Source organism: Sphingomonas sp. 35-24ZXX (assembly GCF_000786215.1).
GTDB lineage: Bacteria > Pseudomonadota > Alphaproteobacteria > Sphingomonadales > Sphingomonadaceae > Blastomonas.
In genome coordinates, this window is the sequence record NZ_JROG01000004.1 from 826084 (window position 1) to 845451 (window position 19368).

Consider the following 19368-nt stretch of genomic DNA (forward strand, 5'->3'; position numbering starts at 1 on the left):
CGGGCCGGGCCTAACCCTCTGTTTCCATTTTGTCCGCGCCCCGCCACACGATATGGCGCTGCTCATGCGCCACTCCTGTTTCATCGCTGTAGGCCCGGCCCGATTCCGCATCGGCAGTGACTGGCGCGCGCCCATCGATCAGCTGCGCCAGCTGTATGCCGATTACCCGATGGAGCAGACGGTTCCCGACTTTACCGTCCGGCTGCAGGCAACATCCGCGTTGCGCCGGTTCGTCCGTCCGCAGGTGGCGATCGCAGGTGATTTCACGCTGCCCGATGCCGCACCGCTGCCGCTCGAGCAGGGGCTGCTCGCGGCAGAGATGGCGATGAACCTGCAGATGGCCCTGGGCTGGCGGCGGCATCTGCTGCTGCACGCCAGCGCGGTATCGCGCAACGGCCGCGCGGTGATCATGACCGGGGTGTCGGGGGCAGGCAAATCGACGCTTTCGGCGCTGCTGGGGGAGCGTGGCTGGCGGTTCCTGGGTGACGAGTTCGTGCTCATCGACCCTGATACCGGCAATATTGCGCCGTTTCCACGACCGATCAGCCTCAAGAACGAGGCGATTGCCGCCATGGAGCGCGAGGTCGATGATGATGCACGCTTCGGCCCGGTGATGCACGATACGCCCAAGGGCACTATTCGTCATCTGCATCCGCGCGCTGAATGGGTCGAGCAGATGGCGCGCGAAACCCGGCCCGGCCTGCTGCTGTTTCCGCGCTTTGGCTATCCGCGTGCGGTGCGGCGGGTCGACGAGGCCGAGAGCTTCGTGCGCCTGACCCAGGCGTCGACCAATTATGTTGCCCTCGGCGAACGCGGCTTTGATGCGCTGACCGGTCTGGTGCGCTCGGTCCGTGCCTGCGCGATCGATTATGCGGATGGCGAGGAGGGGGCGGAGCTGGTCGAGCGCCTGTGGTCCGAGCAAGGTGCCAAGGCGGGAGCCAGGGCGGCGGCATGACCGATGGCTGGTCGGTTGCGCGCGCGCTTACCGATCCGGGGTCGGTTTCCGGTCTCGACGCCAGTGGCTGGACGCATCTGCTCTCCGCCGCACGCGCGCTGTCGCTGATCGGCACTCTCGCAGAGACGCTCGCCGATGCATCGATCCCGCCCGATGTCGCGCGTGTGCTTTCGGATGTGCGTCATTCCAACGTCACCGGTCAGCGCCAGGCGCTCTGGGAGGCCGAATGCGCGGCGAGGGCGCTGGACGCCTATCCGGGCCGGGTCGTGCTGCTCAAGGGCACGGCCTTTGCCGCGGCCGGGTACGACGCGGCACGCGGCCGGTCGATCGGCGATCTCGACATATTGGTGGCGCGTGACGGGCTTGATCAGGTCGAGGCGTTGCTGCTCACGGCAGGCTGGGAATGGGTGAAGCCCGACCCCTATGATGATGCCTATTACCGCCAGTGGATGCACGAGTTGCCGCCGCTGATCCATGCGACACGCGATCGGATGATCGATGTGCACCATACCATATTGCCGCTTACCGCCGGACCGAAGCCCGATGCGGCTGCATTGATCGCCGATGCGCGCGCGCTGCCTTCCGGGCTTTGGGTGCTCTCGCCTGCGGACATGATCTGCCATGCCGCCGCGCATCTGATCGCCGATGGCGACCTGTCCGGCGGCATGCGCAACCTGTGGGATATCGACCGGCTGGTGCGGCAGTTCGCGTCAGACGAACCGGGCTTTTCAGAAACGCTCGCGCAGCGGGCCAGGCTGCATGGGTTGACCGATGCGGTAGAGCGGGCGTTGCGGCTTTCCGCACAGCTGTTCGGCACGCCATCGCTCTGGCCCGCCAGGCGTCAATCGGCCGATGCCCTGTTCCTGCGCCGGATCACCGCGGTCGACGGCTGGGGCCGCAAGACGCGCAAGCTCACCCGCCAGGGGTTTTACATTCGCTCGCACCTGCTGCGCATGCCGCCTGCGATGCTCGCGCGGCATCTGTGGACCAAATGGCGCAAGGGACACCGGGGTTAGGCCTCGAGCCTCCGCCCCATGCTGACCCGGGGTTCTTCTGCATAGCCAAGGCGCGCATAAAAAGCCGCCACCGCGTGGTTTGTGTCGCGAACCTGAAGGTTGACCTTGGTGCAACCGAGCGCGGTCAGCGCCGCCTCGGCTGTGCGAACCAGCCGTTTGCCCAGCCCGTGGCGCTGCTCGCCTGGCAACACTGCGACCGAATACAGCCAGCCGCGATGGCCATCATAGCCTGCCATGATGCTGCCCACGACCTGTTCGCCTGCCATAGCCACCCAGAACAGCTCAGGCTGAAACGCCAGCTTCTGCGGAATGGCCACAGCAGCACGGTTGTGCGGGGGATCGTCAGGAAAGCACGCGTCCCACAGCGCCTCGACCCCGGCAAAATCGCCCAGATCGAAACGCCTTATGGCTGCCGACACGCAATCTGTTCCAGCGTCGGGATGAACTCGTCATAATGGTCGATGATCGCATCGGCGCCCAGTTCGTCGACCGGCTGGTGCAGAAAGCCGAAGCTCACCGCGACGCAGGGTATGCCGGCATTGTGCGCCGCCATCACGTCGTAGATGCTGTCGCCGATGAAGGCGGCGGGCGTCACGCCCGGTTCGCCCCGGCAGCGGCGGATCATCTCGTCGATCGGCGCGCGATCGGGCTTGGATTTGCCCTTGCCCATGGTGTCGCCGCCAATCACGCAGGCAAACCGGTCGATCAGGCCGACCTCGGTCAGCAGCTTGACCGCAAACCGTTCGTATTTGTTGGTGACGATGGTCATCTTCACCCCCATCGCATCGAACCGCGCCATCGCATCAAGCAGGCCCGGGTACGGCGGCGAGCCAGTGCCGAGGTTCTCGCCATAATGGTCGAGCAGGATCGGCAGATATTCGCGCAGGGCCTGCGGGTCGGTGTTGCCAGACCGCTCGAGCCCGACCTGCAGCATGTGCTTGGCACCCAGGCCGACCATCGGTTTGATCTCTTCCTGTGACAACGGCGGCAGGCCTGCCAGCGCGAGAGTGTGATTGACCGAAACGGTCAGCTCGGGGCTGGTGTCGAGCAGCGTGCCATCAAGATCAAAGCCAATGATTTGGTAGGGAAAGTCTGTCATGGGAGCCTGCATCGCCTGAAAAAGGTGGAAGATGCAAGCGGTTCGTGGCAAGGGGTGTTGCGATCTGCTTTGGGAAACGCGGAGAACGAGAAGCATGGGTGAGCAGGCGCTGGCTGCAATCATTTTGGCGGCGGGCCAGGGCACACGGATGAAGTCCGATCTGCACAAGGTGCTACACCCTGTTGCCGGGCTGCCGATGCTGCATCATCTGCTGGAAAGTCTGACGGCGGCGGGGGCCGCACGCCAGGTCGTCGTTGTGGGAGCACGGCGCGAGCAGGTGGAGGCATCGGTTGCCCCGCGCGGTGTCGAAATCGCGCATCAGGCCGAACAGCTGGGCACCGCGCATGCGGCGCTGCAGGCCAAGGCCGCGCTTGCCGATTTCGACGGTATTGCGATCATCTGCTTCGGCGATACGCCGTTCCTCACGCCCGAGACCATTTTGAAGCTCAAGGAACGGCTGCTGGCCGGGGATGCACCACGTGTCGCGGTGCTCGGCTTCGTTCCGGAAGACGCCAAAGCCTATGGCCGGATCATCGCCGATGACAGCGGCAACATTGCCAAGATGGTCGAATTCAAGGATGCCAGCGCCGAGGAGCGCGCCGTCAGGCTGTGCAATTCGGGCGTCACCGCGGTGCGGACTTCTGACCTCTGGCCGCTGCTCGAGCGCGTGGGCAATGATAACGCCGCAGGTGAGTATTACCTGCCCGATATCGTCATGCTGGCGCTGGCGGATGGCGACCGTGCGGTGGTGGTCGAAACCGATCCCGACGAACTGATCGGCATCAACAGCCGCGCCGAACTCGCCGAGGCCGAGAGCATCTGGCAGGCCCGCCGCCGCGCGCAGGCGATGGCGGAAGGCGCCACGCTGATTGCACCGGACACGGTATGGTTTGCGCATGACACCGTGATCGGCCGCGATGTGGTCATTCAGCCCAATGTGGTGTTCGGACCCGGCGTAACGATTGCCGACAATGTCGTGATCCGCGCCTTTTGCGAGATCGTGGGCACAACCATCGCCGATGGGTGCATTGTCGGGCCTTTCACGCGGCTTCGGCCCGGCACGGAGATGCAGCAAGGCTCGCGCGTGGGCAATTTTGTCGAGGTCAAGAACGCGGTGCTGGGGGCAGGGGCCAAGGCCAACCATCTGACCTATCTGGGCGACGCGACCGTCGGCGCGAACGCGAATATCGGCGCAGGAACCATCACCTGCAACTATGACGGCTATTTCAAATATCAGACGGTGATCGGTGACAACGCATTCATCGGATCGAACAGTGCGCTGATTGCCCCGGTCAAGATCGGTCGTGACGCCATTGTCGCGGCGGGAAGCGCGGTCAGTCGTGATGTCGCCGATGGCGAACTGCGCATGGTTCGGGCTGAGCAGCTGGTCAAGCCCGGCTGGGCCGACCGCTTTCACGACGCGATGCGCAAGAAGAAGCGCGAGGGCAAGTGAGGCGGCATCCGCTGATTGCGGTTGCCATTGGCCTGATAATTCTGCTGCTCGGTATCGCCGGCCTGATCTGGCGCACGTCGAATTGCATCGCCCAGGGCGGGGCCATCACGTCGATGACACGGCTGGCGCATTGCGAGACGCCTTGACATGATATCATGATATGATATCAGTATATCATCATGCCACGCATCCTTGCTGACCTCCCGGAAGACGACATCGAATGGCTCGACCAGCTGGCTGCCGAGCAGGGCAAGTCGCGCGCGCAGGTTCTGCGGGAGGCGGTAGCGGACTATAAAGTCGGATTTTCCGCGGCAGGAGACAAGAAATGGCTCGATATCGGCTTCGGCGCATGGCGTGACAGCGTCGATATCGGCGATTCGGTCGCATGGCAAAGACGTGAACGTGCATCATCGACACGACCTTGGGACGATGATTACGAAGACGTCAAAGCCGAGTTTCCTGATCTGTTTGATGAAGAGGATGACCGTCAGCGTCAAATCCATCTCGACATGCTCGTGGGCATATATCCTGAACCGAAGCAGTTACATTCCAAGTGAGTGGCTTTAGTTTCGATTCAAACATCATCATCGATGCATTGGCTGGATTTATTCAGGCAAGAGCAGAAATCGACCGTGCGACCGATTTCGGAGCTCGGGCCTGGATAAGTCGTGTGGTCTGGGTCGAGGTGATGTCCAAGGGCGAGGGGGATTCGCTAAGGCGCGCCGAAACGCTTCTGTCGGGGTTCGGTATCGATGAAGTGGATGCCGAAATCGGCCGACGCGCAGCCGCGCTACGGCGCGAAAGGCAAAAGTTGAAAGCCATGGATGCCATCATCCTCGCGACAGCCCAGATACGCGGCCGGGTGCTGGTGACACGAAATACCAAGGATTTTCAGGCAGAGATGCCGGGCATCCGCGTTCCCTATCTGCTCTGAAAGGCCCATTCCCCTATGTGTGGTATCGTTGGAATTCTCGCCCGGCGCGATGTCGTGGACGATCTGGTCGATGGCCTGAAGCGGATGGAATATCGCGGCTATGATTCGGCTGGCGTCTGCACCGTGCACGAAGGGCAGCTGGTGCGTCGCCGCGCCGAGGGCAAGCTGCGCAACCTGGTCGATGTGCTCGCCAGGGACCCTGCACCCGGTCATGTCGGCATCGCGCACACCCGCTGGGCGACCCATGGCGCACCGACCACATCGAACGCGCATCCGCATGCGACAGGCGAGGTTGCGCTGGTGCACAATGGCATCATCGAGAACTTCAAATCCTTGCGCGATGCGCTGATTGCGCGCGGCCGCAGGTTCGAGAGCGAAACCGACTCGGAGGTCGTCGCGCACCTTTTGAGCGAGCGGATCGAGGCGGGCGACAGCCCGGAGGAGGCCGTGAAGGCCGTGCTGCCGCAGCTGCGCGGCGCGTTTGCGCTCGCCATCGCGTTCCGCCAGCATCCCGATCTGCTGATCGGCGCGCGGCTGGGTTCACCGCTGGTGCTGGGCTATGGCGACGGCGAGACCTATCTGGGGTCGGACGCGCTGGCGCTCGCGCCGCTGACCCAGCGCATCGCCTATCTGGAAGAGGGCGACTGGGTGGTGCTCACGCGTGATGGCGCGCAGGTCTATGATGCCGACAATGCACCGGTCGAACGCGAGGTGACCCTCTCGGGTGTCACCGGCGCGCTGATCGACAAGGGCAACCACCGCCACTTCATGCAGAAGGAAATCTTCGAGCAACCCGTGGTCGTGGCGCAGACGCTGCAAAGCTATATTCGCTCGGTCGAGCAGCAGGTCGCATTGCCACAGATGGATTTTGAACTTTCGGCGATCGACCGGGTGACGATCATCGCCTGTGGCACCGCATCCTATGTCGGCATGATCGGCAAATACTGGATCGAGCAGCTGGCGCGCGTGCCGGTCGAGGTCGATGTGGCATCCGAATACCGCTACCGCGATCCGGTCCTGACGCCCGGCATGCTGGGGGTCGTGGTGTCCCAATCGGGCGAGACCGCCGATACGCTGGCGGCGCTGCGGCACATGAAGGCGGGCGGGGTGACCACCGCCGGGATCATCAACGTGCCCACCAGTTCGATGGCGCGCGAGGTCGATCTGCTGTTGCCGACGCATGCCGGGCCCGAGATCGGCGTGGCCTCGACCAAGGCATTCACTTGCCAGCTGGCGGTGATGGCGGCGCTTGCGGTCAATCTCGCGCGTGCCAAGGGCCGGCTGGACAAGGCAGAGGAAGCCGAGATCGTCCGCCATCTGATTGAGGCCCCGGCGGCGATCAACGAGGCGCTGGGCCATGATGCCGAGATCGAGGCAATGGCGCACACGATCGCGCAAGCGCGCGACGTGCTCTATCTCGGCCGCGGGCCGGACTATGCGCTGGCGCTGGAAGGCGCGCTGAAGCTCAAGGAAATCAGCTATATCCACGCCGAAGGCTATGCCGCAGGCGAGATGAAGCACGGTCCGATCGCGCTGATCGACGAGGCGGTGCCGATCATCGTGATCGCGCCTTCGGGCCCGCTGTTCGAAAAGACGGTGAGCAACATGCAGGAGGTGCGCGCGCGGGGCGGCAAGGTGGTGCTGATCTCCGACGCCGAAGGTCTGGCCGAGGCGGGAGAGGGGTGCTTGGCGACGATCGAGATGCCCAAGGTGCACCCGCTGATCGCGCCGCTCGTCTATGCCGTGCCGGTGCAACTGCTGGCCTATCACGTCGCGGTCGCCAAGGGCACCGATGTCGATCAGCCCCGGAACCTCGCCAAATCCGTCACCGTCGAATAAGCTGGAGTGGCGATGATGGATCGAGCGATCATGGTATCCGGCGGGTGCCACTGCGGGGCGGTGCGGTTCGAAGCCGATGTCGCGCCGCAGGTGCGGCTGCTGGCATGCAACTGTTCGATGTGCGCCAAGACCGGATTCCTGCATCTGATCGTGCCGCATGGCGATTTCCGGCTGCTGCAGGGGCAGGGCATGCTGTCCAGCTATCGCTTCGGGACCGGCGCGGCCGAACATCTGTTCTGCAAGACATGCGGTATCCGCAGCTTCTATCAGCCACGCTCGCACCCTGAAGCCTGGTCGGTGGATTTCCGCTGCCTCGACGACAGTCACGGCCTGTCTGCCGAGGTGGAAGCGTTTGACGGCCGCAATTGGGAAGCCGCCAGAGCGAGCCTCATCGACGACGAGTAGCATGCAAAAAACACAAGTGCATGGAAAACAATTGCACTTGTACGTCAGCAGTTATGACCTATTTGCCTGTTCAGAGAGCAGGATGTCTGCACGGCCAATTCCATCTGTTTTGCAGGAGTTCGTCATGCGTATTGCATTCAATCTGGCCGCTGCCTTCGTCAGCAGCGCCGTCATCATGCTGGCCGTTATCTGATTTCAAGCGCCACCGGACAACCGGTGGCACGGCCGGTTCGCCATCGCCTGCAGCCCGCAGATTTGCCGGCTGCAGGCAAGGTGGCTACTCCGGAAACCATATCCCCACATCATTTAACCCATCCTGCAGCAAGACGGCGGGCGCAGCGGTTACCGTTCGCTAACTTTGTTTGGTTATGCCGCCCGGGTGAGCAAGACCAAACACAGCCCATCCACCGCACGCGATCTGCCGGTCATGGCCATTCTTGGCCTGCGCGACCCTGCGCAGGGCGATTGGGACCATTTCCGCGCGATCCAGTATACCGGGCTGGCCCGCTATTCGAACCTGCGCGTCGTCACCAATCTGGTGCTGGGTCTGATGGCGTGTCAGCTGTTCAGCGGCTATGTTCCGTTGTGGCAGCTCGCCGGATGGATGGCGATGCTGGGCGCGGCGCTGTATTTCCCCACGATCGTCTATCGGCAAAGCGGCATGGTCAATCATGATCATGTTGCGCGGCGGTTCGTGCTGCAGCTGGTCGCGGCGACCAGCCTGATCGCGTTTGTCTGGTGCATCCCGATATTGGTGTTCGCGCCGCTTGCGGGCGATCTGGAACTGGCCACGATCTGGACCATTCTGGCCGCGCTGGTGGTGGGCGGCACCTTGCTGCTCAATGCCCTGCCTTTGGGGGCCTTCCTCTTCAACCTGGTGCTCATGTCGGCCTCGGTCGTTGCCTATTGGCAGACCGGCAACATGGTGACCGTGGGTGCGATCACCTGCTTTTCGATCCTGCTCGCGCTTTCCGGCTTCGAGAATGCCCGCGGCTATCTGATGTTCAAGCTGTCCGAGCACGGCCTTGCCGAGAAGGACGAGGTCGTCAGCCTGCTGCTGCGCGAATTCGAGGAAGGCGATGCCGACTGGCTGTGGCAGATCGATGCCTCTCGCCGGATCGTCGCGGCCAGCCCGCGCTTTGCCTATGCCGCCGGCCGCGAGGCCAGCGCGATCGAAGGCATGCCGCTCACGCAGCTGATCGCAGGCAAGCTGTGGGAATCGGGCAACCTGCCGCCCAGCCTGCACATCCTTTCCGACAAGCTGACCAAGCGCGAGAGCTTTTCGAACCTCGTCGTCAAGGTACATGGCGAGGACAAGACCTATTGGTGGGAACTGTCGGCCTCACCGCGCTATGACGACAACGGCACCTTCACCGGATTTCGCGGTGTCGGATCCGATGTCACCGAAAGCCGCGAAAGCGCCGAGAAGATCGCGCGCCTGGCGCGGTTCGATACGCTGACCGGGCTGCCCAACCGCCTGCAGCTGACCGAGGCGCTCGATCGGGCGCTCAAGGAATGCGAACAGTGGAACTGCCGCTGCGGTTTCCTGATGATCGACCTCGACCGGTTCAAGTCGGTCAACGACACTCTGGGCCATCTGGTCGGCGACCGGCTGCTCGCGCAGGTTTCGCTGCGTCTGCGCTCGCTGATGGGCAAGGACGAGATGTGCGGCCGCCTGGGCGGTGACGAATTTGCCGTGGTGATGCGCGACACCGGCGATGGTCAGCGGATCAAGGATGTCGCCGAGCGGATCATCGATGTGCTCTCGCGGCCCTATGAAGTCGACCAGCACACGCTGTTCATCGGCGCCAGCGTCGGCTCCGCGCATGGCCTGCGCGACGGGCGCACCGTCGAAACACTGATGCGCAGCGCGGATCTGGCGCTCTATCGCTCCAAGGATGAGGGCGGCGGTCGCCACAACCTGTACGAGCCGCAGTTGCACAGCCACGCCGAAGAGCGCCGGGTGATGGAAATCGCGCTGCGCAAGGCGCTGGAAAAGGACGAGTTCACGCTTGCCTTCCAGCCGGTCGTCGATGCAGCAAGCGAATCTCTGGTGGCCTTCGAAGCGCTGCTGCGCTGGCACAATCCCGAATTCGGCCAGGTCTCCCCTGCGCGGTTCATCCCGCTGGCAGAAGATGCGCGGCTGGTGGTGCCGATCGGCAACTGGGTGCTGCACCGCGCCTGCCGCGAGGCGGTCACTTGGCCCGCCAATGTCCGCGTTGCGGTCAATGTTTCAGCAGAACAGCTTTACGAGCCCGATTTCGTCGACACCGTAGTCGAGGCACTGTCCGAGGCTGGTCTGCCGCCGCAGCGGCTGGAGCTGGAGGTCACCGAAAGCGTGTTCCTGCGTGAAGGATCGCGGGCCGGAGAGACGCTGGATCGCATCCTTGCGCTGGGCGTTGGCCTGTCGCTCGACGACTTTGGCACCGGCTATTCGGCGCTGGGCTATCTCAGCAAGACCCGTTTCACCACCATCAAGGTCGACCGCAGTTTCGTGCAGGGTGCAGCCCGCGGCGCGCAGGAAAGCATCGCGATCATCCGCGCCGTGGTCGCCATGGCGGACAGCCTGGGCATGTCCACCACCGCGGAAGGCGCCGAAACCGAGCATGAAGTGAAGGTTCTGCGCGAGCTGGGCTGCAAGAAGATCCAGGGCTATTTCTACGGACGCCCGATGTCCGCGCACGATGTCGGCGAGCTTTTCATCGATCACCCCTCGGCCAGCTACGGCTAATCGGCACCCGGCACGGGCCTGATCGACCGATCGGTCAGGTCAGGCGCGTTCGAGCACCGATGCGGCCAGCGCCTCGAACAGCCGCGCGCCATCGGTGCCGCCATGCTGCGGCTCGACCATCCGTTCGGGGTGCGGCATCATGCCCAGCACATTGCCCTTGGCGTTGAGTACGCCGGCGATGTTGCGCGCCGATCCGTTGATGTCCTGATTGTAGCGGAACGCGACCTGGCCTTCGCCCTCGATCCGGTCGAGCGTCGCGGCATCGGCGAAATAGTTGCCGTCATGATGCGCCACCGGAATGCGGATCGTCTCGCCCTGCGCATAACCGCGGGTGAACCGGCTCGACGTGTTCTCCACGGTAAGCTCGACGGTCTGGCAGACGAAGCGGATGCCGGCGTTGCGCATCAGCGCCCCCGGCAGCAGCCCGGCTTCGGTCAGGATCTGGAAGCCGTTGCAGATGCCCAGCACCGCCACGCCGCGTTCGGCGGCTGCTATCACCGCGCCGACCACCGGCGAACGGGCCGCCATCGCGCCCGAGCGCAGATAGTCGCCATAGGAAAAGCCGCCGGGCACGCCGATCAGGTCGAGCCCCTCGGGCAGGCTCTGCTCGCCATGCCACAGCCGGATCGGCGCATGGCCGGTCACCCGTTCGATCGCCACCGCCAGGTCGCGGTCGCAATTCGAACCGGGAAAGGTGATGACTGCCGATTTCATGCGACGCGCTCGATGCGATAGTTCTCGATCACCATGTTGGCGAGCAGCTTGCGGCACATCGCGTCGATATCCTCGTCGCTGGTGTCGTCGGCCAAGGTCAGCTCGATCAGCCGGCCGGCGCGGACGTCTTCGACGCCGCCAAAGCCCAGGCCTTCCAGCGCGTGGTGGATGGCACGGCCCTGCGGATCGAGCACGCCGTCTTTCAGGGTCACGTGAATGCGGGCCTTCATCGGGCGTCCTCCTGGCAGAATGAATGGCCTGCCCTATACCGTGCGCCAGCGGCGGGGCAAGGGGGTGCTTGCGGCGAGTTTGGTTCGCGCGCAGGGGCTGCCGCGTTAACCTCCCTTAACAAAGTGCCGTAAATGCTTGTCGCATAGCCTTTCTCGATCAAGGGGGTGGAAAACATATGGCAGGCCTTGCACTGGCAATGTTCATTGGATTGTTCGGCTTCGGCCACGAGATGCTGGGGTGGAGCGACCCCAAGGGCAATGTGCAGCTTGCGCTGTTCATGGCGTTCATCTTCGGCATCATCAGCGGCTATCGAACGCGCGGATAGGCGCGCGGCCAAACCTCAGCGCGGCGCGGCGTTGGCGGCGACCGAGGACGGGCGCGCAGCGAGCGCGGTCCCGGTTTCGACGCCCTCGTACAGCGCCTGCACCAGCAGTGCCCGTTCGGGGGCCAGATAGGTGCGCGCCATGGTCAGCAGCTCCTCGGCGCTGACCTTGCCGAACGCCGTTCCCCCGCTGCGGAAGCGGTCGAGCCGTGCGGGCTTGCTCTGTGCGGTATCGACCACCGCCAGCCATGCCGAATTGCTCTTCACGCTGTTGGCAATGTTTTCCAGGATCGGTGTGCGGGCGCGGGCCAGCTCATCGGCGGCGATCGGCGAGGGGATGGGGGTTGCGCCCGCTATCGGCGGCGGCGCGGAGAGTTCTGCGGCGATATGGCGCACGGCCTCGGCGACCTTCTCGACATCGCCGGTCGCGACATTGGTGCTGATCTGGATATAGCCATAGCCGGGATAGATCGACGAGGTGAACGACCGGGCGACCGGCGAATAGCTGGCGCCCAGCTGTTCGCGGATCTGGTCGGTCACCTTGATCTGCAGCAGTTCGGCCAGCAGCCGCAGCCGCACGTCCTCGCGGTAATCGCGGTCGTCGGTGGTCGGCCAGTAGAATTCCACGATCGCCTGATCGGCTTCGCCCTTGTGGTGCAGAATGCGCGGGGCCCGGTTGGCGGTGAACTGGCGCATCCGTGCATCGCCATAGTCGCGGAAGTCCGCCTCGCGCTCGGGCAGGGCGCCAAAGGTCGCGGCAACCGCGGCAATCGCTTCTTCCTCGTTGAAATCGCCGACCAGCCCGATCTCGATCGCACCCTTTTCCAGTCGGTCGCCGATGGATGCCTTGAGGTCGTCGAAGGTCAGCCGTTCGAACACCGCCTTGTCGGCCAGCGAGAAGCGCGGGTCGTTGTCGGAGAGGATTGCGCCGATCTGGCTGCCGATCGCGCCCTCGGGGGTCGCGTTCAGCCGCGCATAGAAATTGGGCAGATAGCTGCGGTACTGGTTGATCGCCTCGCTGCGATAGCCCGGGTGGGTGGTGAAGGCGGTCAGCACCTGCATCTGAAGCGACAGGTCGTCGGGCGTGGTGGCGAGATAGCCGCCGAGATAATCCTCGCCCGATCCGAAATTGAGCGACACCGCGCGGCCTGCGAAGATCGAATAGAGATCATCGAGGCTGTGCGCTTCCAGCCCGCCGCGCACGAAGATGTTCATCAGGCTGGTGGCTTCGGGATTGTCGCGCGAGGCGAGCAGGTCGCCGCCATCGATGCGCAGCGAGACCAGCACCCGGTTCTTGTCGAAATCGGTTTTCTTGAGGTTCAGCCTGACATTGTTGGCAAAGCGCACGGTGCGGATGCCCAGATCGTCGATCGTGCTGTCTGCCACCACCGTGCCCGGAGCGCCGAAGTCCTGATAGGCAAAGGCCTGCGCATCGCGCGCCTTGGGCTTGGCGACCCTGGTTTTCTGCGCCTCGCCAAAGGCGGTGCGCACCGTATCGACGCCGCCGGTCGGATCGACCTTGGTGGCAAGGTGGATCAGCGGCTTGTCGAGCGTGCCGAAGTCCTCGCGCAATGCCTTGAGCAGGACCTTCGGCGTCAACGTGTCGCGCAGCGCAAGGAAGCGTTCGAGCTGGCTTTCGGGCGTGGTGACGATCATGCCGTCCTTGGCCATCGCCAGCAGCTGGTCGGCGAGCTGGTCGTTGGGCCGGGTCTGGTGGCCCAGCACCGCGTTTTCATAGCCGGTGGTGAAATTGGCGAGCTGTTCGGCGAGCTCTGCCTTGGTGAAGCCAAAGCGCAGCGCCGCGCGCACCTCGCGCTCGGCCGCGGCCAGGCCGCGCTGCCATTCGCCATCGCGCGTGGCGACGTTCAGCACCGACTGGTTGGCGATTTTGTAGACATCCGATCGACCGATCGACGCGCCGACAAACGGCGCGTTTTCCTGCCGGGCGATCCGCCCCAGCCTGCGCCCGATGATGTTATAAGCCAGCGCGCGGGTCAGCTTGGCACGTCGCGTGGCCTTGCTGTCGGGCTCCTCGACATAGGGGGTAAAGCGCAGCACCGTGGCCACCTCGTCGATGGCGGGATGCGCAAAGATGTTGGCCTCGTCGGTACGCGCAGTGTCGATCCGGCCAAGCGGCACCTCGGGTGATTCGCCCTGCCTGGCCTGCCAGTTGCCAAAGCTCGCCAGGATCTTGGTTTCCATCTCGGCAACGTCGATATCGCCGACGACGACCAGGGTGCTACGCCCCGGCGTGTAATAGCGCTCATAGAAGCTGCGGAAACGATCGGCCGGGGCGGTCTCGATGACGCTCTTGTCGCCGATCGGCGAGCGCGTGGCGATCCGCGTACCGGGCACCGTGAAGGAAAACAGCGATTCGCGGTTGCGCTGCGCATAATTCGCGCGGGTGCGCAGCTCCGACAGGATCACGCCGCGCTCGCGGTCGATCGCCTCCGGCTCGAAGCGGATTTCGCTCGCGGTCTCGCGCAGCAGGTAGAGCGCGGTATCGACCGTCTCTGCCTTCACATTGGGCAAATCGAGCAGATAGCCGGTCTGGTCATAGCTGGTGAACGCGTTGGTATCCGCGCCGAATTCCAGCCCCAGCCGCTCGAGAATCTTGATCATCTCGCCTTCGGGGACGTTGGTCGTCCCGTTGAAGGCCATATGCTCGATGAAATGCGCCAGGCCGCGCTCGTCCTCCGCTTCGGAGGTCGATCCGACATTGATCAGCAGCCGCATGACCGCGGTGCCCGGCGGCGTTGCGTTCTTGCGGATGGCATAGCGCATGCCATTGGGCAGCACGCCAAAGCGGACGGCAGGGTCGGGGGCCAGATCGGTTGCGGCATAGCCCCAGGCGGCCGCGATCGCAGCGTCGTCGCGGACGATGGCTGGCGTGTCGTTGGAACTGGTGGTCGCGGGGTCGGCCGGAGCGCTCTGGGCAGCCAGCGGGGCGGGGGCCAGCATAAGGGCGGCAGCGGCAAATCCTGCCAGCGCCCAATTTGCTGTCCATACGGGATGCCGTCCGCTTCGATCCATCTCCGCCCACTTGTTATTGGTGTGTGGCGAAAATGTTGCATGCGCAGTGATCCCACGCAAGATGACGGAAACGTAAAGCGATCAGCCGCCCGAACGGCGGTTACTTGCCCTTGCGGCGACGGTGGCTGTCGAGATCGAGCACCTCGTTGTCGCCACCTTCGTTGAGCAGCCCCAGACGCCGTGCGACCTCCTGATAGGCCTCGACCTCACCGCCCAGATCGCGGCGGAACCGGTCCTTGTCGAGCTTCTCGCCGGTTTCCAGATCCCACAGGCGGCAGCCATCGGGGCTGATCTCGTCGGCCAGGATGATCCGCGAGAAATCACCGTCGAACTGGCGGCCGAACTCGAGCTTGAAGTCGATCAGGCGGATGCCGATCGCCGCAAACATGCCGCACATGAAATCGTTGATGCGGATCGCCATCGACGAGATGTCCTGCATCTCTTCCTGCGTCGCCCAGCCGAAGCAGGCGATATGCTCTTCGGCGACCAGAGGATCGCCCAGCGCATCGTCCTTGTAGCAATATTCGATCAGGGTGTGCGGCAGCGGCTGGCCTTCTTCCAGGCCCAGCCGGGTGCAGATCGATCCGGCCGCGACATTGCGCACGACGACCTCGATCGGCACGATCTCGACCTGGCGGATCAGCTGCTCGCGCATGTTCAGGCGGCGGATGAAGTGCGTCGGGATGCCGATGTGCGACAGGCGGGTGAACACATATTCACTGATGCGGTTGTTGATCACGCCCTTGCCGTTGATCGTGCCCTTCTTCTGGGCATTGAATGCGGTGGCATCATCCTTGAAATACTGGATCAGCGTGCCCGGCTCAGGTCCTTCATACAGGATCTTGGCCTTGCCTTCGTAAATCTGGCGGCGGCGGGTCATGGCACGTATCTCCGATAGAAAGCAGGACGCCCCGGTGCGGCAACCAATGCGCGCAGTGCCGGGGCGTCATTCAGCGCCCCTATAGCCGCTTGGGTGCCGCCACGCAATTGTCTGAGGCGTTCACGGCATGATGCCCCATTTGGGGTCAACTTCTAAGCCGTGCTAGGCTGTTGAGGGCTCGGAGCGTCTGGCGCAAATCGCATGGCCACATCGCATCGGGCGTAGCGCACACCATAAAGCGCCATGATCTCGGCATCGTGGCGGAAACCTGCCTTGGAATAGAGGTGGATTGCAGCTTCGCATCGCTTGCTTGTCAGCAGGTAAAGCGGACTGGCTCCCAGCGCGGACGCCCGCTGGAGGATGGCATCGAGCAGAAATTCCCCAGCTTTCAATCCGCGTGCAGCGCTCAGCACGCCCATCTTGGTGAGTTCAAAGCTAGTCTCGCCGGTCTTCTGGAGTGCGCAGGCGCCGACGATGCCCAGACCTTTGGCCTCGACGAACAGGATGGTCCCGCCTGGGTCGATGATATGCTTGCGCGGATTGCTGAGAACCTCCCTGTCGGTGTCTTCGAGATGGAACATCGATTCAATCCAGGCGGCATTGATGTCATGGAACGCGCCGGCCAGATCATCGCTGAATTCATGGATTTGCAGCACATCAGGCTGTGCCAGCGCGGCGCGCTCGTCGAGCGGTGACACGGCAAGCGCCGTCTCGATTGCTGCGATCATGTCCAGCAGAGCATCGGTATGGCCATCGCACAGCGCATGCACCGCCTGTTCGACTTTGGGCCACACCAGCAGCTTGGCGCGCGCCGCGGCGGCCCTGCCGGTATCGGACAGCGATATCATGCGCTGACGCTGGTCTTGGCATTGTGCTGATTGGACCAGCCCCAGATCGACGAGCTGGGCGACCGCCCTTGTGACTCCTGGCTGGCTGATGCCAATCGCCGAAGCCAACGCGTTGATCGACATGGGCTGCGCGTCGAGCGCGGCAAGCAGGGGCATATGGACCGGCTGGACAGGGAGGCCAGCACCCGAAATGACGCGGGCAGCTCCCGCCTGCATCCGCTCGCCCAGGCGCTTGAGGCGGCTTCCCAGAAACACGGGACCCAGCGCGCGCAACACATCATCCGTCATGGCAACCCTCTATATATAACGCGATATATACCGCGTTATATAAATTTGGGGCTGTGGTGTAAACCAGCGGCATGGGGTTTTTGCAGACGCTGGCTCATCTTTTGGGCGGTTTGCCTCGGTGGGACGGGGGTTTTCCACCAGAAAACCGGGCAAAGCCTCTCGCCTTGCCGCATCCGCGCTGCTACGCGGCTGATCTATGGCTAAAGACGCGAGCGCCGGGTCTGGCGACGACATTCCTGAAATCGAGAATACCTCGTTCGACCGCGCGTTGTCGGATCGCTATCTCGTCTACGCGCTTTCCACCATCACCGCGCGTTCGCTGCCCGATCTGCGCGATGGCCTGAAACCCGTTCACCGCCGCCTGCTGTGGGCAATGCGCCAGCTCAAGCTCGACCCTGCCAGCAGCTACAAGAAGAGCGCGCGCGTCGTCGGCGACGTCATCGGCAAGTATCACCCGCACGGCGATGCTTCGGTCTATGATGCGATGGTCCGCCTCGCGCAGGATTTCGTGCTGCGCTATCCTCTTGTCGACGGGCAGGGCAATTTCGGCAATGTCGATGGCGATAACGCAGCGGCCTATCGCTATACCGAAGCACGGCTGACGCGCACCGCGATCGAGCTGATGGCGGGGCTCGACGAGGGCACGGTCGCGTTCAAGCCGACCTATAATGGCGAGGAAGAAGAGCCCGAGATATTCCCCGGGCTGTTTCCGAACCTGCTCGCCAATGGCGCCAGCGGCATCGCGGTGGGCATGGCGACGTCGATTCCGTCGCACAATGTCGCCGAGGTGATCGATGCGGCGATGCTGCTGATCGATCGGCCCGATACCAGCCACGAGCAGATCATGGAGGTATTCCGCGGCCCCGACTTTGCGACCGGCGGTCTGCTGGTCGACAGTGCCGAGACGATTTCGCAGGCCTATCGCACCGGACGCGGCGCGTTCCGGCTGCGCGCGCGCTATTCGACCGGCAGGGATGCCGAGGGCAACTGGGAGCAGACCGGCATCGAGAAGCTGCCCGGCGGTACCTGGCAGCTGGTGCTCAGCGAAATTCCGTATCAGGTCCAGAAGGGCAAGCTGATTGAGCAGATCGCGACGCTCATCGCCGAGAAGAAGCTGCCCATCCTCGCTGACATCCGCGACGAATCGGATGAGACGATCCGCATCGTGCTCGAGCCCAAGAGCCGCAATGTCGATCCCGAAATCCTGAAGGACAGCCTGTACCGGCTGACCGATCTGGAAATCCGCTTCCCGCTCAACCTCAACGTTCTCGACGAGACGCGTACCCCCGGGGTCATGGGCATCAAGCCGCTGCTCGAATCCTGGCTGCGGCACCAGATACTCATCCTCACCAATCGCAGCCGCCACCGCCTCGACAAGATCGCGGCGCGGCTCGAGCTGCTGCGCGGCTATATCATCGCCTATCTCAACCTCGACCGGGTGATCGAGATCATCCGGACCAAGGACGAGCCCAAGCCGGTGATGATGGCCGAATTCGAGCTGACCGACCGCCAGGCCGAAGCCATCCTCAACATGCGGCTGCGCTCGTTGCGCAAGCTCGAAGAGATGGAGCTGCGGCGCGAGCATGATGCCTTGGTCAAGGAAGCCGAGGAGTTGGAAAAGCTGCTGGCCGATCCGGGCCTGCAAAAAAAGCGGCTGAAAAAGGATCTGAAGGCGCTGCGCGCGCTGTATTCGGAGACGACAGTGCTCGGTCGTCGCCGCACCGATCTGCAGGAAGCCGCGCCAGCGCGCGAGATCCCGCTCGAGGCGATGATCGAACGCGAACCGGTGACGGTGATCATGTCGCGGCGCGGCTGGATCAAGGCGATGAAGGGCCATGCCGATCTGGCGGCCGCCGAGCTCAGCAAGTTCAAGGAAGGCGACGGCCCCGGCTTTGCCTTCCACGCCCAATCGACCGACAAGCTGCTGATCGCGCTCGACAACGGCCGCTTCTATACTTTGGGTGCGGAAAAGCTGCCCGGCGCGCGCGGTTTTGGCGAGCCGGTTCGCGGCATGCTCGACATGGAGAACGAGGCCCAGATCATCGCGTTGATGCCCTATGATCCGGCGGGCAAGCTGCTGCTTGCCGCCTCGAACGGCCGGGGATTCCTCGCCGAAACGCGCGAGCTGATCGCCGAGACTCGCAAGGGCCGCCAGGTCGTCAACCTGAAGGCAGGCGTCAAGCTGATGGTGATCCGTCTGGTCCCGGCCAGCGCCGACCATGTCGCGGTGGTGGGCGAGAATCGCAAGCTGGTGGTCTTCCCGATCGCCGAGCTTCCGGTGATGGCGCGCGGGCAGGGGGTGCAGCTGCAGCGCTATCGCGACGGGGCGCTGTCCGATGCGATCACCTTCCGCCTGGAAGACGGTCTGAGCTGGACGATGGGCGGCGAAAGCGGGCGTACGCGCACCGAAAGGGACATGGGGCTGTGGCGCGTGGCGCGCGGTGCCGCCGGTCGCCTGCCTCCCAATGGTTTCCCGCGGAACAACAAATTCGAAGGCTAAAGCAAAACCATGCAGAATGTTTTGCTTCGGATTTAAGTTAAATTTACATTTTGCTGGCTAGGTCACAGTAACCATGGTCAGCCCGACACCACCTTTCAAAGCGCGCCCAAGAAGCGCCCC

At 63.6% G+C, this 19368-nt stretch carries 18 protein-coding genes; 11 read left to right on the forward strand and 7 right to left on the reverse strand.

Features of this window, described 5'->3' with window-relative positions; all coding sequences use genetic code 11:
* The first annotated feature begins 64 nt into the window (after positions 1 to 64).
* Both LI72_RS12060 and LI72_RS12065 read left to right on the forward strand, forming a co-directional pair.
* Positions 65 to 955: an HprK-related kinase A gene (locus LI72_RS12060; protein ID WP_033926363.1), complete on the forward strand. Its 891-nt coding sequence runs from the start codon at positions 65 to 67 to the stop codon at positions 953 to 955.
* A complete protein-coding gene (locus tag LI72_RS12065) occupies positions 952 to 1971 on the forward strand; it encodes a nucleotidyltransferase domain-containing protein (protein ID WP_033926033.1) in 1020 nt (339 codons plus the stop codon). The genes LI72_RS12060 and LI72_RS12065 overlap by 4 nt, the downstream gene beginning before the upstream one ends.
* Here LI72_RS12065 and LI72_RS12070 read toward each other — a convergent pair.
* Both LI72_RS12070 and LI72_RS12075 read right to left on the reverse strand, forming a co-directional pair.
* Positions 1968 to 2390 carry a GNAT family acetyltransferase gene (locus LI72_RS12070; protein WP_052129768.1) on the reverse strand — a complete coding sequence of 141 codons (423 nt, stop codon included), beginning with the start codon at positions 2388 to 2390 and terminating at the stop codon, positions 1968 to 1970. The genes LI72_RS12065 and LI72_RS12070 overlap by 4 nt on opposite strands.
* Positions 2375 to 3070: an HAD hydrolase-like protein gene (locus tag LI72_RS12075; RefSeq protein WP_033926034.1), complete on the reverse strand. Its 696-nt coding sequence runs from the start codon at positions 3068 to 3070 to the stop codon at positions 2375 to 2377. Before LI72_RS12075 ends, LI72_RS12070 begins: the two co-directional genes overlap by 16 nt.
* 94 nt (positions 3071 to 3164) lie before the next feature.
* On the opposite strand from LI72_RS12075, the gene glmU reads away from it, so the two are divergent.
* The 7 genes from glmU (at position 3165) to LI72_RS12105 (ending at position 10432) form a co-directional block, all read left to right on the forward strand.
* Positions 3165 to 4523 (forward strand): bifunctional UDP-N-acetylglucosamine diphosphorylase/glucosamine-1-phosphate N-acetyltransferase GlmU, encoded by a 1359-nt coding sequence (gene glmU, locus LI72_RS12080; RefSeq protein WP_033926035.1) that lies wholly within the window; start codon positions 3165 to 3167, stop codon positions 4521 to 4523.
* Between the two features lie 179 nt (positions 4524 to 4702).
* Complete coding sequence (locus tag LI72_RS12085) at positions 4703 to 5080, forward strand: ribbon-helix-helix domain-containing protein (protein WP_033926036.1); 378 nt, start codon at positions 4703 to 4705, stop codon at positions 5078 to 5080.
* Positions 5077 to 5457, forward strand: coding sequence for a PIN domain-containing protein (locus LI72_RS12090; protein ID WP_033926037.1), 381 nt, complete (start codon positions 5077 to 5079; stop codon positions 5455 to 5457). The genes LI72_RS12085 and LI72_RS12090 overlap by 4 nt, the downstream gene beginning before the upstream one ends.
* A 15-nt stretch (positions 5458 to 5472) precedes the next feature.
* Complete coding sequence (glmS, locus tag LI72_RS12095; protein ID WP_033926038.1) at positions 5473 to 7296, forward strand: glutamine--fructose-6-phosphate transaminase (isomerizing); 1824 nt, start codon at positions 5473 to 5475, stop codon at positions 7294 to 7296.
* Between the two features lie 15 nt (positions 7297 to 7311).
* The gene (locus LI72_RS12100) at positions 7312 to 7701 is read left to right on the forward strand and encodes a GFA family protein (RefSeq protein WP_231562456.1); all 390 of its coding nucleotides are present in this window, start codon (positions 7312 to 7314) and stop codon (positions 7699 to 7701) included.
* Between the two features lie 37 nt (positions 7702 to 7738).
* Positions 7739 to 7894, forward strand: a complete 156-nt coding sequence (locus LI72_RS20320; RefSeq protein WP_197051885.1) for a hypothetical protein — start codon at positions 7739 to 7741, stop codon at positions 7892 to 7894.
* Between the two features lie 186 nt (positions 7895 to 8080).
* Positions 8081 to 10432, forward strand: coding sequence for a putative bifunctional diguanylate cyclase/phosphodiesterase (locus tag LI72_RS12105; protein ID WP_331378441.1), 2352 nt, complete (start codon positions 8081 to 8083; stop codon positions 10430 to 10432).
* A gap of 39 nt (positions 10433 to 10471) precedes the next feature.
* Here the strand turns inward: LI72_RS12105 and purQ are convergent, their stop codons facing one another.
* Both purQ and purS read right to left on the reverse strand, forming a co-directional pair.
* The gene (gene purQ / locus LI72_RS12110) at positions 10472 to 11146 is read right to left on the reverse strand and encodes a phosphoribosylformylglycinamidine synthase subunit PurQ (RefSeq protein WP_033926039.1); all 675 of its coding nucleotides are present in this window, start codon (positions 11144 to 11146) and stop codon (positions 10472 to 10474) included.
* Complete coding sequence (purS, locus tag LI72_RS12115) at positions 11143 to 11376, reverse strand: phosphoribosylformylglycinamidine synthase subunit PurS (protein ID WP_033926040.1); 234 nt, start codon at positions 11374 to 11376, stop codon at positions 11143 to 11145. The genes purQ and purS overlap by 4 nt, the downstream gene beginning before the upstream one ends.
* Positions 11377 to 11552: 176 nt before the next feature.
* Here purS and LI72_RS20325 point away from each other — a divergent pair, with 176 nt between their 5' ends.
* Positions 11553 to 11702 (forward strand): hypothetical protein, encoded by a 150-nt coding sequence (locus LI72_RS20325; protein WP_197051886.1) that lies wholly within the window; start codon positions 11553 to 11555, stop codon positions 11700 to 11702.
* Positions 11703 to 11717: 15 nt separating this feature from the next.
* On the opposite strand, the gene LI72_RS12120 is transcribed toward LI72_RS20325, so the two are convergent.
* The 3 genes from LI72_RS12120 to LI72_RS12130 form a co-directional block, all read right to left on the reverse strand.
* Positions 11718 to 14660, reverse strand: a complete 2943-nt coding sequence (locus LI72_RS12120; RefSeq protein WP_052129769.1) for a M16 family metallopeptidase — start codon at positions 14658 to 14660, stop codon at positions 11718 to 11720.
* Between the two features lie 172 nt (positions 14661 to 14832).
* Entirely contained in the window at positions 14833 to 15612 is a 780-nt protein-coding gene (gene purC / locus LI72_RS12125; protein ID WP_033926041.1) for a phosphoribosylaminoimidazolesuccinocarboxamide synthase, read from the reverse strand.
* 152 nt (positions 15613 to 15764) lie between these two features.
* On the reverse strand, positions 15765 to 16748 hold the full coding sequence (locus LI72_RS12130) for a bifunctional helix-turn-helix transcriptional regulator/GNAT family N-acetyltransferase (RefSeq protein ID WP_033926042.1): 984 nt from the start codon (positions 16746 to 16748) through the stop codon (positions 15765 to 15767).
* Positions 16749 to 16944: 196 nt separating this feature from the next.
* Between LI72_RS12130 and parC the strand changes: the two genes are divergently transcribed.
* Positions 16945 to 19248: a DNA topoisomerase IV subunit A gene (parC, locus tag LI72_RS12135; protein ID WP_052129770.1), complete on the forward strand. Its 2304-nt coding sequence runs from the start codon at positions 16945 to 16947 to the stop codon at positions 19246 to 19248.
* The last annotated feature ends 120 nt before the right edge of the window (positions 19249 to 19368 follow it).